General features: G+C 55.5%; 12 protein-coding genes. All 12 read left to right on the top strand.

Translation table 11 applies throughout. From position 1 onward, the window contains the following. The 12 genes from ilvN (at window position 1) to murG (ending at window position 13,464) form a co-directional block, all read left to right on the top strand. Entirely contained in the window at window positions 1–492 is a 492-nt protein-coding gene (ilvN, locus tag J4645_RS14005; RefSeq protein ID WP_001563086.1) for an acetolactate synthase small subunit, read from the top strand. Window positions 493–775: 283 nt separating this feature from the next. Next, window positions 776–1,780 carry a catabolite repressor/activator gene (cra, locus tag J4645_RS14000; protein WP_000762407.1) on the top strand — a complete coding sequence of 335 codons (1,005 nt, stop codon included), beginning with the start codon at window positions 776–778 and terminating at the stop codon, window positions 1,778–1,780. A 606-nt stretch (window positions 1,781–2,386) separates the two neighbouring features. Further along, window positions 2,387–2,845, top strand: coding sequence for a division/cell wall cluster transcriptional repressor MraZ (mraZ, locus tag J4645_RS13995; RefSeq protein WP_000488294.1), 459 nt, complete (start codon window positions 2,387–2,389; stop codon window positions 2,843–2,845). A gap of 1 nt (window position 2,846) precedes the next feature. Then, a complete protein-coding gene (rsmH, locus tag J4645_RS13990; protein ID WP_000970444.1) occupies window positions 2,847–3,788 on the top strand; it encodes a 16S rRNA (cytosine(1402)-N(4))-methyltransferase RsmH in 942 nt (313 codons plus the stop codon). Further along, on the top strand, window positions 3,785–4,150 hold the full coding sequence (gene ftsL, locus J4645_RS13985; RefSeq protein WP_000625651.1) for a cell division protein FtsL: 366 nt from the start codon (window positions 3,785–3,787) through the stop codon (window positions 4,148–4,150). The genes rsmH and ftsL overlap by 4 nt, the downstream gene beginning before the upstream one ends. 15 nt (window positions 4,151–4,165) lie before the next feature. Beyond that, window positions 4,166–5,932, top strand: coding sequence for a peptidoglycan glycosyltransferase FtsI (ftsI, locus tag J4645_RS13980; protein ID WP_000642235.1), 1,767 nt, complete (start codon window positions 4,166–4,168; stop codon window positions 5,930–5,932). Next, entirely contained in the window at window positions 5,919–7,406 is a 1,488-nt protein-coding gene (gene murE, locus J4645_RS13975; RefSeq protein ID WP_023214743.1) for a UDP-N-acetylmuramoyl-L-alanyl-D-glutamate--2,6-diaminopimelate ligase, read from the top strand. Before ftsI ends, murE begins: the two co-directional genes overlap by 14 nt. Next, window positions 7,403–8,761, top strand: a complete 1,359-nt coding sequence (gene murF / locus J4645_RS13970; protein ID WP_023214744.1) for a UDP-N-acetylmuramoyl-tripeptide--D-alanyl-D-alanine ligase — start codon at window positions 7,403–7,405, stop codon at window positions 8,759–8,761. The genes murE and murF overlap by 4 nt, the downstream gene beginning before the upstream one ends. Then, window positions 8,755–9,837 (top strand): phospho-N-acetylmuramoyl-pentapeptide-transferase, encoded by a 1,083-nt coding sequence (gene mraY, locus J4645_RS13965; protein ID WP_000964138.1) that lies wholly within the window; start codon window positions 8,755–8,757, stop codon window positions 9,835–9,837. Before murF ends, mraY begins: the two co-directional genes overlap by 7 nt. A gap of 2 nt (window positions 9,838–9,839) precedes the next feature. After that, complete coding sequence (gene murD / locus J4645_RS13960; RefSeq protein WP_000796441.1) at window positions 9,840–11,156, top strand: UDP-N-acetylmuramoyl-L-alanine--D-glutamate ligase; 1,317 nt, start codon at window positions 9,840–9,842, stop codon at window positions 11,154–11,156. After that, window positions 11,156–12,400 carry a cell division protein FtsW gene (gene ftsW / locus J4645_RS13955; RefSeq protein WP_001239803.1) on the top strand — a complete coding sequence of 415 codons (1,245 nt, stop codon included), beginning with the start codon at window positions 11,156–11,158 and terminating at the stop codon, window positions 12,398–12,400. Before murD ends, ftsW begins: the two co-directional genes overlap by 1 nt. Next, on the top strand, window positions 12,397–13,464 hold the full coding sequence (gene murG, locus J4645_RS13950; RefSeq protein ID WP_023214746.1) for an undecaprenyldiphospho-muramoylpentapeptide beta-N-acetylglucosaminyltransferase: 1,068 nt from the start codon (window positions 12,397–12,399) through the stop codon (window positions 13,462–13,464). Before ftsW ends, murG begins: the two co-directional genes overlap by 4 nt. Window positions 13,465–13,481 lie beyond the last annotated feature (17 nt).

Genomic DNA, 13,481 nt, shown 5'->3' with positions numbered 1-13,481 from the left:
ATGCGCCGGATTTTATCGGTATTACTGGAAAACGAATCTGGGGCGTTATCGCGGGTTATCGGCCTCTTTTCGCAACGCGGATATAATATTGAAAGCCTGACCGTCGCGCCGACGGACGATCCGACGTTGTCGCGCATGACTATCCAGACGGTAGGCGATGAAAAAGTGCTTGAGCAAATTGAAAAGCAACTGCACAAGCTGGTTGATGTGCTGCGCGTCAGCGAGCTGGGACAGGGAGCGCACGTTGAGCGGGAAATCATGCTGGTGAAAATCCAGGCCAGCGGCTACGGACGGGAAGAGGTGAAGCGTAATACGGAAATTTTCCGTGGTCAGATTATTGACGTTACGCCAACGCTGTATACCGTTCAACTGGCGGGTACCAGCGATAAACTGGATGCTTTTCTGGCCTCGCTGCGCGACGTGGCGAAAATTGTTGAAGTGGCGCGTTCAGGCGTCGTCGGGCTTTCGCGCGGCGATAAGATTATGCGCTGAGCAGATTCGCCGGATGACGACGTGGTTGCGTTTTATCCGGTCTACAGGCTGATATCTGGCCCAGGTCCGATAAGCGTAACGCCATCAGGCAGGTTTGCCGGATATCAGCCAACAGGAATTATCGCCCAACCCAATATCACCGGTTGGGCTTTTTTTTGCGAAATCCGTGGTAACCCGGAATAAAAGCGGTTGCCGGAGTGATCAAACTGCGCTTAGATGTTAACGATTTTAACCCATGCCGACATAAAGGTTATGGTTTGTACAATTTACACAAGGGGCAATTGTGAAACTGGATGAAATCGCTCGGCTGGCCGGTGTCTCGCGCACAACTGCAAGCTACGTTATAAACGGTAAAGCAAAGCAATACCGCGTGAGCGACAAAACCGTAGAAAAAGTCATGGCGGTAGTGCGTGAGCACAATTACCATCCTAACGCTGTGGCTGCCGGGCTGCGTGCTGGACGCACACGTTCCATTGGTCTGGTGATCCCGGACCTTGAAAACACGAGCTACACCCGTATCGCAAACTATCTTGAGCGCCAGGCACGCCAGCGTGGCTACCAACTGCTGATCGCCTGTTCTGAAGATCAGCCGGATAACGAAATGCGCTGCATTGAGCACCTTTTGCAACGCCAGGTGGATGCAATCATTGTTTCAACTTCGTTACCGCCGGAGCATCCCTTCTATCAGCGCTGGGCCAACGATCCGTTCCCCATCGTCGCGCTCGACCGCGCGCTGGATCGCGAACATTTCACCAGCGTGGTCGGCGCCGATCAGGATGATGCCGAGATGCTGGCGGAAGAGCTGCGTAAATTCCCGGCGGAAACGGTGCTTTATTTGGGCGCGCTGCCGGAGTTGTCCGTCAGTTTCCTGCGCGAGCAGGGGTTCCGCACCGCATGGAAAGACGATCCGCGGGAGGTGAGTTTCTTATATGCCAACAGCTATGAGCGCGAAGCCGCCGCGCAGTTGTTTGAGAAATGGCTAGAAACGCATCCTATGCCGCAGGCGCTCTTTACGACATCGTTCGCGCTATTACAGGGCGTGATGGACGTTACGCTGCGGCGCGATGGAAAACTGCCCTCGGATTTAGCGATTGCGACCTTCGGCGATCATGAGCTGCTGGATTTTCTGCAATGCCCGGTACTGGCGGTGGCGCAGCGTCATCGTGATGTCGCGGAACGCGTGCTGGAGATTGTGCTGGCAAGTCTTGATGAACCGCGTAAACCGAAACCCGGCTTAACGCGTATTCGGCGAAACCTGTATCGTCGCGGCATTCTGAGCCGTAGCTAAAGGACCGGCGGTAAAAAGACTCTCTCTTCTGCCGCCGTCAAACAAATGCGTATCAGTAAAAATATCCCTCAAATAATTAAGATTATTCCTTAAAATTATCCGAAAATTCTTTTTTATTACCTTTCTTTTGTCCGAAATCGTCCATATTCCACTAATTAAGACGTAACGAGTCTTTTCCTTTGTCTTGTTTTGTTACAAGCAGGCAAGAAATCGTCGAATTAACAGCCACTTTTTGTCTTTGGCGCGACAGTCGCTCGTAGGCGCTGGTATAGCAGGCGTTGCACACGTTAAACAGGCACTGTTAACACGGTGCAATATGTCCTAAAATGCCGCTCGCGTCGCAAACTGACACTTTATATTTTTCTCGGATTATATTGAGTCCGTTTTAAACGGCGGTGGGTCTTTGGTTTTTTTCTTACAAATATTCATAACGTTAATTTGGCTTGCGCGCTGGACGGAAATTAATCAACGCAGATATTCGCCGTAAACATTGGCTTTTTTACTTCGGTAAGCGTTGTGACTTGCTTGACAAGCTTTTCCTCCGCTCCGTAAACTCCTTCGAGTGGGAATTTGTGGGATAAAGTGGTAAGAAGGGGTGAGACTGGCATGTTCCGGGGGGCAACGTTAGTCAATCTCGACAGTAAAGGGCGCCTGACCGTGCCGACCCGTTATCGGGAGCAACTGATCGAGAGCGCTACCGGTCAAATGGTATGTACCATTGACATCCATCACCCATGCCTGCTGCTTTACCCCCTGCCTGAATGGGAAATTATTGAGCAAAAGTTATCTCGTCTGTCGAGCATGAACCCGGTAGAACGTCGCGTACAGCGTTTACTGTTGGGCCATGCCAGCGAATGTCAGATGGATGGTGCAGGTCGATTACTGATCGCGCCAGTTCTGCGGCAACATGCCGGACTGACGAAAGAAGTGATGCTGGTTGGACAGTTCAACAAATTTGAGCTGTGGGATGAAACGACCTGGTATCAACAGGTCAAGGAAGATATCGACGCTGAACAGTCAGCTACCGAAACGTTATCGGAGCGGCTGCAGGACTTGTCTCTATAAGATGATGGAAAATTTTAAACACACTACGGTACTGTTGGATGAAGCCGTTAATGGGCTGAATATTCGTCCGGATGGTATCTATATTGATGGCACATTTGGTCGCGGCGGCCACTCGCGCCTGATCCTCTCGCAACTGGGCGAAGAGGGGCGCTTGCTGGCGATCGATCGCGATCCGCAGGCGATCGCTGTTGCGCAGACCATTAATGATCCTCGCTTCTCCATCATTCATGGACCTTTTTCCGCGTTGGCTGATTATGTAGCCGAGCGCGAGCTTACCGGCAAGATTGACGGGATCCTTCTCGATCTTGGCGTCTCTTCTCCGCAGCTTGACGATGCGGAGCGCGGTTTTTCATTCATGCGCGACGGTCCGCTGGATATGCGAATGGACCCCACGCGCGGCCAGTCTGCCGCCGAGTGGTTACAAACGGCGGAGGAGGCGGATATCGCCTGGGTGCTGAAAACATTCGGCGAGGAGCGTTTTGCCAAACGTATTGCTCGCGCCATTGTTGAGCGCAATCGCGAACAGCCGATGACCCGCACCAAAGAGCTGGCGGAAGTGGTTGCGGCGGCGACCCCGGTAAAAGACAAATTCAAACATCCCGCGACCCGTACCTTCCAGGCGGTGCGCATCTGGGTAAACAGTGAACTGGAGGAGATAGAGCAGGCGCTAAAAAGCTCGCTCAGCGTACTGGCCCCAGGCGGGCGGCTTTCAATCATCAGTTTCCACTCGCTGGAAGACCGTATTGTGAAACGCTTTATGCGTGAGCAAAGCCGCGGTCCGCAGGTACCGGCGGGATTACCGATGACGGAAGCGCAGCTCAAAAAACTGGGCGGTCGTGAGTTACGAGCGTTAGGCAAGTTGATGCCGGGTGAAAAAGAGGTAGCTGAAAATCCTCGGGCCCGTAGTTCAGTTCTGCGTATCGCAGAGAGGACGAACGCATGATCAGCAGAGTGACAGAAGCCCTAAGCAAAGTTAAGGGATCGATAGGAAGCAACGAGCGCCATGCCTTGCCTGGCGTGATCGGTGACGATCTTTTGCGGTTCGGGAAGCTGCCACTCTGCTTGTTCATTTGCATCATTTTAACGGCGGTGACGGTGGTCACGACGGCGCACCATACTCGTTTACTCACCGCGCAGCGTGAACAACTGGTTCTGGAGCGCGATGCATTGGACATTGAATGGCGCAACCTGATCCTTGAAGAAAATGCGCTCGGCGATCACAGCCGGGTAGAGCGGATCGCAACGGAAAAGCTGCAAATGCAGCATGTTGATCCGTCCCAAGAAAATATCGTAGTGCAAAAATAAGGATAAACGCGACGCATGAAAGCAGCGGCAAAAACGCAAAAATCGAAACGCCAGGAAGAACAGACCAACTTCATCAGTTGGCGTTTTGCGTTGCTGTGCGGCTGTATTTTACTGGCGCTGGTTTTTTTACTTGGACGCGCGGCGTGGCTACAGATTATCGCCCCGGATATGCTGGTGCGTCAGGGCGATATGCGTTCGCTGCGTGTTCAGGAAGTCTCCACCTCACGCGGTATGATTACCGACCGTTCCGGGCGTCCACTGGCGGTCAGCGTACCGGTTAAGGCGATTTGGGCCGACCCGAAAGAAGTTCATGACGCTGGCGGCATCAGCGTCGGCGATCGCTGGAAAGCGCTTTCTACTGCGCTAAATATCCCGCTCGATCAGCTCTCCGCCCGTATCAACGCCAACCCGAAAGGGCGTTTTATTTATCTGGCGCGCCAGGTAAATCCTGACATGGCGGACTACATCAAAAAACTCAAACTGCCGGGGATTCATTTGCGTGAAGAGTCCCGCCGCTACTACCCGTCAGGAGAAGTAACCGCTCACCTCATCGGTTTTACCAACGTCGACAGCCAGGGGATTGAAGGCGTTGAAAAGAGTTTTGATAAGTGGCTTACCGGTCAGCCTGGCGAGCGAATCGTGCGTAAAGACCGCTATGGTCGCGTGATTGAGGATATCTCCTCCACTGACAGTCAGGCAGCGCACAACCTGGCGTTAAGCATTGATGAACGCTTACAGGCGCTGGTTTACCGCGAACTGAACAACGCGGTGGCGTTTAACAAGGCGGAATCCGGTAGCGCGGTGCTGGTCGATGTCAATACCGGTGAAGTACTGGCGATGGCGAATAGCCCTTCCTATAACCCCAACAACCTTGCCGGTACGCCGAAAGACGCGATGCGTAACCGTACCATCACCGACGTGTTTGAACCGGGTTCTACGGTTAAGCCGATGGTGGTGATGACTGCGCTTCAGCGCGGTATCGTCAACGAAAATACGGTGTTGAATACCGTTCCATACCGAATTAACGGCCACGAAATTAAAGACGTGGCGCGCTACAGCGAATTAACCCTGACCGGGGTTCTGCAGAAGTCGAGTAACGTCGGTGTATCCAAACTGGCGTTAGCGATGCCGTCCTCAGCGTTAGTAGATACTTACTCACGTTTTGGGCTAGGAAAGGCGACCAATTTGGGGTTGGTCGGAGAACGCAGTGGCTTATATCCTCAAAAACAACGGTGGTCCGACATAGAGAGGGCCACCTTCTCTTTCGGCTACGGGCTAATGGTAACGCCGTTACAGTTAGCGCGAGTCTATGCAACGATCGGCAGCTATGGCATTTATCGCCCGCTGTCGATTACCAAAGTTGATCCGCCTGTACCCGGCGAACGCATCTTCCCTGAATCCACCGTACGCACCGTGGTGCATATGATGGAAAGCGTGGCGCTGCCGGGCGGCGGCGGCGTGAAGGCGGCAATTAAAGGCTACCGTATCGCGATTAAAACCGGTACGGCGAAAAAAGTGGGGCCGGACGGTCGCTACATCAACAAATACATTGCTTACACCGCAGGCGTCGCGCCTGCGAGTCAGCCGCGCTTCGCGCTGGTGGTTGTCATCAACGATCCGCAGGCGGGTAAATACTACGGCGGCGCCGTTTCCGCGCCGGTATTTGGTGCCATCATGGGCGGCGTTCTGCGCACCATGAACATCGAACCGGACGCGCTGGCAACGGGCGAAAAAAATGAATTCGTAATTAATCAAGGCGAGGGAACAGGTGGCAGATCGTAATTTGCGCGACCTTCTTGCTCCGTGGGTGGCTGGACTACCCGCGCGAGAACTGCGAGAGATGACGCTCGACAGCCGTGTGGCTGCGGCGGGCGATCTCTTTGTGGCAGTGGTGGGTCATCAGGCGGACGGGCGTCGATATATCCCGCAGGCGATAGCGCAAGGCGTAGCTGCCATTATTGCAGAGGCGAAAGACGAGGCGAGCGACGGTGAGATTCGCGAAATGCACGGCGTACCGGTCGTCTATCTCAGCCAGCTCAATGAGCGTTTATCTGCGCTGGCGGGCCGCTTTTACCATGAGCCATCTGAAAACATGCGTCTGGTGGCGGTGACCGGCACCAATGGCAAGACCACCACCACCCAACTACTGGCGCAGTGGAGCCAGTTGCTCGGCGAAACCAGCGCAGTGATGGGGACGGTAGGTAACGGACTGTTGGGTAAAGTGATCCCGACGGAGAACACAACCGGTTCCGCAGTGGATGTTCAGCATGTGCTGGCCAGTCTGGTTGCGCAGGGCGCGACCTTCGGCGCGATGGAAGTCTCTTCTCACGGCCTGGTGCAGCATCGCGTGGCAGCGCTGAAATTTGCCGCCTCCGTGTTTACTAATTTGAGCCGCGACCATCTCGACTATCATGGCGATATGGCGCATTACGAGGCGGCAAAATGGATGCTTTATTCCACCCACCATCACGGTCAGGCAATCGTCAACGCCGATGATGAAGTTGGACGCCGCTGGCTGGCGTCGCTACCCGATGCGGTCGCGGTATCAATGGAAGGGCATATCAACCCTAACTGTCACGGTCGTTGGCTGAAAGCGGAGGCGGTGGAGTACCACGACCGCGGAGCGACGATTCGTTTTGCTTCAAGCTGGGGTGAAGGCGAAATCGAAAGCCGCCTGATGGGCGCGTTTAACGTCAGCAACTTACTGCTGGCATTGGCGACGCTACTGGCGCTGGGCTATCCGTTAACGGATTTGCTGAAAACCGCCGCGCGTTTGCAGCCGGTTTGCGGGCGTATGGAAGTGTTCACTGCGCCAGGCAAACCGACGGTGGTGGTGGATTACGCGCACACGCCGGATGCGCTGGAAAAAGCGTTGCAGGCGGCGCGCCTGCACTGCGCCGGAAAATTGTGGTGCGTCTTTGGCTGTGGCGGGGATCGTGACAAAGGTAAGCGCCCACTCATGGGGGCCATTGCCGAAGAATTCTCGGATATCGTCGTGGTGACTGACGATAACCCGCGTACCGAGGAGCCGCGCGCCATTATCAACGATATTCTGGCCGGAATGCTGGACGCCGGGCAGGTCAGGGTAATGGAAGGCCGCGCTGAGGCGGTAACCAATGCCATTATGCAGGCAAAAGACAATGACGTTGTGCTGATTGCAGGTAAAGGGCACGAGGATTACCAGATTGTCGGCACGCAGCGTCTTGATTATTCAGACCGCGTGACCGCAGCGCGTTTGCTGGGGGTGATCGCATGATTAGCGTAACGCTCAGCAAAATTGCCGATGTCCTTGGCGCCGAACACCGCGGGGCGGATCTCACGCTCAATACGGTCATTACCGACACACGGAAAGTGACGCCGGGATGCCTGTTCGTGGCGCTGAAAGGGGAACGCTTTGATGCGCATGATTTTGCTGATAAAGCAAAAGCGAACGGCGCTGGCGCCCTGCTGGTCAATCGTCCTCTGGATATCGATCTTCCGCAGGTGATTGTAAAAGACACGCGTCAGGCATTTGGCCAACTGGCCGCCTGGGTACGTATGCAGGTACCGGCGCGGGTGGTGGCGTTAACCGGTTCGTCCGGCAAAACCTCGGTCAAAGAGATGACCGCCGCGATTCTTAGCCAGTGCGGAAATACTTTGTATACCGCAGGCAATTTTAACAACGACATCGGCGTGCCGATAACGCTGCTGCGCTTAAACCATGATTATGACTATGCGGTAATCGAGTTAGGCGCTAATCACCAGGGAGAAATCGCCTGGACCGTTAGCCTGACGCGCCCGGAAGCGGCGCTGGTCAATAACCTGGCGGCGGCGCATCTGGAAGGTTTCGGCTCGTTGGCCGGCGTGGCGAAAGCGAAAGGCGAAATCTATACCGGTTTGCCTGAGAACGGTATCGCGATTATGAATGCCGATAATAATGACTGGCTGAACTGGCAAAGCATTATTGGCGATCGTCAGGTGTGGCGCTTTTCGCCGAATGCGGCAAACAGCGACTTTACCGCTGCGAATATCCACGTGACGTCACACGGTACCGAATTTACCCTGCAAACGCCGATGGGCAGCATTGATGTGCTGCTGCCGTTGCCGGGGCGGCACAATATTGCCAACGCGCTGGCGGCCGCTGCTTTATCAATGGCGGTGGGGGCGACGCTGACGGCGGTTAAAGCAGGGCTGGCGGCGTTAAAAGCTGTACCCGGGCGTCTGTTCCCGATTCAGCTAAGTGAAAACCAACTGGTACTGGATGACGCTTATAACGCCAACGTCGGTTCGATGACCGCCGCTGTGCAGGTCCTTTCTGAAATGCCCGGCTACCGCGTGCTGGTGGTAGGCGATATGGCCGAGCTGGGCGCAGAAAGCGAAGCGTGCCACCTCCAGGTTGGCGAGGCCGCAAAAGCGGCGGGTATTGATCGCGTGTTAAGCACCGGAAAACTCAGTCAGGCTATCAGCCACGCCAGCGGCGTCGGCGAACATTTTGCCGATAAAGCCGCGCTCATTGCGCGTTTACACGCTCTGCTTCAGGAGCAACCAATGATGACTATTTTAGTGAAAGGATCACGCAGCGCCGCGATGGAAGATGTGGTTCATGCGTTACAGGAGAAAGGTTCATGTTAGTTTGGCTGGCCGAGCATTTGGTCAAATATTATTCCGGCTTTAACGTCTTTTCTTATCTGACGTTTCGCGCCATCGTCAGCCTGTTGACCGCGCTGTTCATCTCTTTATGGATGGGCCCGCGTATGATCGCTCGTCTGCAAAAACTCTCTTTTGGCCAGGTGGTACGTAACGATGGCCCGGAATCGCACTTCAGTAAACGCGGTACGCCGACGATGGGCGGCATCATGATCCTTACGGCGATTGTGATTTCCGTTCTGTTATGGGCTTACCCGTCTAACCCGTACGTCTGGTGCGTGCTGGTGGTATTGATCGGCTACGGCATTATCGGTTTTGTCGATGACTATCGCAAAGTGGTGCGGAAAGATACCAAAGGGCTGATTGCGCGCTGGAAATATTTCTGGATGTCGGTTATCGCGCTCGGCGTGGCCTTTGCGCTTTATCTCGTCGGGAAAGACACGCCCGCGACCCAACTGGTGGTGCCGTTCTTTAAAGATGTTATGCCGCAATTGGGGCTGTTTTACATTTTGCTGTCCTACTTTGTCATCGTCGGTACGGGTAACGCCGTAAACCTGACCGACGGGCTTGATGGTCTGGCGATTATGCCGACTGTTTTCGTTGCCGCCGGCTTTGCGCTGGTGGCCTGGGCGACCGGGAACATGAACTTCGCCAATTACCTGCATATTCCGTATTTACGCCATGCGGGGGAGCTGGTGATTGTCTGTACGGCGATTGTCGGCGCGGGATTAGGATTCTTGTGGTTTAACACCTATCCGGCGCAGGTTTTTATGGGCGATGTCGGATCGCTGGCGTTGGGCGGCGCGTTGGGCATTATCGCCGTGCTGCTGCGTCAGGAATTTCTGCTGGTGATCATGGGCGGCGTCTTTGTGGTGGAAACTCTGTCGGTCATCCTGCAGGTGGGTTCCTTTAAACTACGCGGACAGCGTATTTTCCGTATGGCGCCTATCCATCACCACTATGAACTGAAAGGCTGGCCGGAACCGCGCGTGATTGTGCGCTTCTGGATTATTTCGCTGATGCTGGTCCTGATTGGCCTGGCAACGCTGAAGGTACGTTAATCATGGCTGATTACCAGGACAAAAACGTCGTCATTATTGGTCTGGGCTTAACCGGACTCTCTTGCGTGGACTTTTTCCTTGCCCGCGGCGTGACGCCGCGGGTGATGGATACTCGCGTGACGCCGCCGGGTCTGGATAAGCTGCCGCAAGAGGTTGAGCGTCACGTTGGCGGCCTGAACGACGAGTGGCTCTTAGCGGCGGATTTAATCGTCGCCAGCCCTGGTATTGCTCTGGCACATCCCTCTCTTAGCGCTGCCGCCAGCGCTGGAGTGGAAATTGTCGGCGATATCGAACTGTTTTGCCGCGAAGCGCAAGCGCCGATTGTGGCCATCACCGGCTCAAACGGCAAAAGCACCGTGACCACCTTAGTGGGCGAGATGGCGAAAGCGGCGGGCGTCAATGTCGGCGTTGGCGGCAATATCGGTCTTCCGGCGCTGATGCTGCTGGATGCCGATCGCGAATTGTACGTGCTGGAATTATCCAGTTTCCAACTGGAAACCACGTCAAGTTTGCAAGCGGCGGCGGCAACGGTGCTCAACGTCACTGAAGATCATATGGACCGGTATCCGTTTGGTTTGCAACAGTACCGGGCGGCGAAACTGCGCGTCTACGAGAAGGCGAAAGTGTGCGTGGTGAATGCCGATGACGCGTTGACGATGCCGGTACGCGGGGCCGATGAGCGCTGCGTCAGCTTTGGCGTCAATATGGGTGATTATCACCTTAATCGTCAGCAGGGCGAAACCTGGCTACGAGTCAAAGGCGAGAAGGTGCTGAACGTGAAAGAGATGAAGCTTTCCGGTCAGCATAACTATACCAATGCGTTAGCGGCGCTGGCGCTGGCGGATGCCGTAGGTTTGCCGCGCGCCAGCAGTTTGAAGGCGTTGACGACATTTACCGGTCTGGCGCATCGCTTCCAGCTGGCGTTGGAGCATAACGGCGTACGTTGGATCAATGACTCGAAAGCGACCAACGTCGGCAGTACCGAAGCGGCGCTAAACGGTTTGCATGTGGACGGTACGCTACATCTGCTGCTGGGAGGCGACGGTAAGTCGGCAGACTTTTCTCCGCTGGCGCGCTATCTGACCGGCGATCGTATCCGCCTGTATTGCTTTGGGCGCGATGGCGCGCAGCTTGCCGCACTGCGTCCGGAAATCGCCCAACAGACTGAGACGATGGAAGAGGCGATGCGTTTGCTGGCGCCGCACGTTCAGCCGGGTGATATGGTGCTGTTGTCGCCCGCCTGCGCCAGCCTCGATCAGTTTAAAAATTTTGAGCAACGGGGCGATGTCTTTACCCGTCTGGCGAAGGAGTTAGGTTGATGCGTTTATCTCTCCCCCGTCTGAGAATGCCGCGCGTACCAGGCTTTGGCCTCCTGGCCTGGCTGTTTGCGGCGCTTAAAGGCTGGGTGATGGCTTCGCGCGATAAAGACGCCGACAGTCTGATCATGTATGACCGCACGCTGCTATGGCTGACCTTCGGGCTGGCGGCGATTGGTTTTGTCATGGTGACGTCGGCCTCCATGCCAGTCGGGCAGCGCCTGGCGAACGATCCGTTTTTGTTTGCCAAACGTGATGCGCTCTATATCTTCCTGGCATTTTGTCTGGCGATGGTCACGCTACGTTTGCCCATGACCTTCTGGCAAAAATACAGCACGACGATGCTGATTGCGTCGATCATTATGCTGCTTATCGTGCTGGTCGTCGGGAGCTCGGTTAACGGGGCGTCGCGCTGGATTGCGCTGGGGCCGCTGCGTATTCAGCCTGCGGAGTTTACCAAGCTGTCGCTGTTCTGCTACCTCGCGAACTATCTGGTGCGTAAGGTTGATGAGGTGCGAAATAACCTGCGCGGCTTTTTAAAACCAATGGGCGTGATTCTGGTGCTGGCGGTGTTACTGCTGGCGCAACCTGACCTCGGGACGGTGGTCGTACTGTTTGTCACCACGCTGGCGATGCTGTTTCTCGCCGGGGCGAAATTATGGCAGTTCATCGCCATTATCGGGATGGGCATCTCGGCGGTGATTCTGTTAATCCTCGCCGAACCGTATCGTATTCGCCGCGTTACCTCGTTCTGGAACCCCTGGGAAGATCCGTTCGGCAGCGGTTATCAGCTGACGCAGTCGCTGATGGCTTTTGGTCGCGGTGAGATATGGGGGCAAGGGCTGGGGAATTCGGTGCAGAAACTGGAGTATTTGCCGGAGGCGCACACCGATTTCATCTTCGCCATTATTGGGGAAGAACTGGGTTATATCGGTGTGGTATTGGCGCTTTTAATGGTATTCTTCGTCGCTTTTCGCGCGATGTCGATTGGCCGTAAGGCATTGGAGATTGACCACCGTTTTTCCGGATTTTTAGCGTGTTCTATCGGTATTTGGTTTAGTTTCCAGGCGCTGGTAAACGTTGGCGCGGCCGCGGGGATGCTGCCGACCAAAGGTCTTACGCTGCCGCTGATCAGTTATGGCGGGTCGAGTCTGTTGATTATGTCGACGGCCATTATGTTTTTATTACGTATTGATTATGAAACGCGTCTGGAAAAAGCGCAGGCGTTTACACGAGGTTCTCGATGAGTGGTCAACCGAAGCGGTTAATGGTGATGGCGGGCGGTACCGGCGGGCACGTGTTCCCGGGACTGGCCGTTGCGCATCATTTAATGGCCCAGGGCTGGCAGGTTCGCTGGCTGGGTACCGCCGATCGTATGGAAGCGGATTTAGTGCCGAAGCATGGCATCGATATTGACTTTATTCGGATCTCCGGTCTGCGCGGCAAAGGCGTAAAAGCGCTTCTGGCGGCGCCGCTGCGGATTTTTAACGCCTGGCGGCAGGCGCGGGTGATCATGAAGCGGTTTAAGCCGGATGTCGTGCTGGGAATGGGCGGTTATGTTTCCGGCCCCGGCGGTCTTGCTGCCTGGTCATTGGGTATTCCGGTCGTTTTGCATGAGCAAAACGGTATCGCCGGGCTGACCAATCAGTGGCTGGCCAAAATCGCGACCACGGTGATGCAGGCGTTTCCCGGTGCGTTTCCGAACGCGGAAGTGGTGGGTAACCCGGTGCGTACCGACGTACTGGCGTTGCCGTTGCCGCAGGTGCGTCTGGCCGGTCGTGACGGCCCGATTCGCGTGTTGGTGGTCGGCGGTTCTCAGGGGGCGCGAGTCCTGAACCAGACGATGCCGCAGGTTGCCGCCAGACTGGGCGATACGGTTACAATCTGGCATCAAAGCGGAAAAGGCGCGCAGCTCACGGTAGAGCAGGCATATGCCGGGGCGGGACAACCGCAGCATAAGGTAACGGAATTTATCGATGACATGGCCGCCGCCTATGCGTGGGCGGATGTGGTGGTATGTCGTTCCGGCGCTTTAACGGTGAGCGAGATCGCCGCCGCCGGATTACCGGCGATATTTGTGCCGTTTCAGCATAAAGACAGGCAGCAGTACTGGAATGCGCTGCCGTTAGAAAACGCCGGCGCAGCTAAGATTTTTGAGCAGCCGCAGTTTACTGTAGAGGCTGTCGCCGACACCCTGGCGGGGTGGTCGCGCGAGGCGTTGTTAACCATGGCGGAGCGTGCCCGCGCGGTATCCATTCCGGATGCTACCGAGCGCGTCGCCAGTGAAGTCAGCCGGGTTGCCCGGACATAATTTGTGGCGGTGCCTTT

The organism is Salmonella sp. 32082101201600294FB01SM01, from assembly GCF_017572865.1.
GTDB lineage: Bacteria > Pseudomonadota > Gammaproteobacteria > Enterobacterales > Enterobacteriaceae > Salmonella > Salmonella enterica.
The sequence above is the reverse complement of the archived record's forward strand: the minus strand, read 5'-3'. Positions and strand labels throughout refer to the sequence as shown.

Excerpts from the sequence above, each read along its gene's own strand:
- mraZ (WP_000488294.1), top strand. The coding sequence starts at position 2,387 with ATGTTCCGGGGGGCAACGTTAGTCAATCTCGACAGTAAAGGGCGCCTG.
- ftsI (WP_000642235.1), top strand. The coding sequence starts at position 4,166 with ATGAAAGCAGCGGCAAAAACGCAAAAATCGAAACGCCAGGAAGAACAG.
- ftsL (WP_000625651.1), top strand. The coding sequence starts at position 3,785 with ATGATCAGCAGAGTGACAGAAGCCCTAAGCAAAGTTAAGGGATCGATA.
- murD (WP_000796441.1), top strand. The coding sequence starts at position 9,840 with ATGGCTGATTACCAGGACAAAAACGTCGTCATTATTGGTCTGGGCTTA.
- mraY (WP_000964138.1), top strand. The coding sequence starts at position 8,755 with ATGTTAGTTTGGCTGGCCGAGCATTTGGTCAAATATTATTCCGGCTTT.
- murG (WP_023214746.1), top strand. The coding sequence starts at position 12,397 with ATGAGTGGTCAACCGAAGCGGTTAATGGTGATGGCGGGCGGTACCGGC.
- ftsW (WP_001239803.1), top strand. The coding sequence starts at position 11,156 with ATGCGTTTATCTCTCCCCCGTCTGAGAATGCCGCGCGTACCAGGCTTT.
- ilvN (WP_001563086.1), top strand. The coding sequence starts at position 1 with ATGCGCCGGATTTTATCGGTATTACTGGAAAACGAATCTGGGGCGTTA.
- rsmH (WP_000970444.1), top strand. The coding sequence starts at position 2,847 with ATGATGGAAAATTTTAAACACACTACGGTACTGTTGGATGAAGCCGTT.
- murF (WP_023214744.1), top strand. The coding sequence starts at position 7,403 with ATGATTAGCGTAACGCTCAGCAAAATTGCCGATGTCCTTGGCGCCGAA.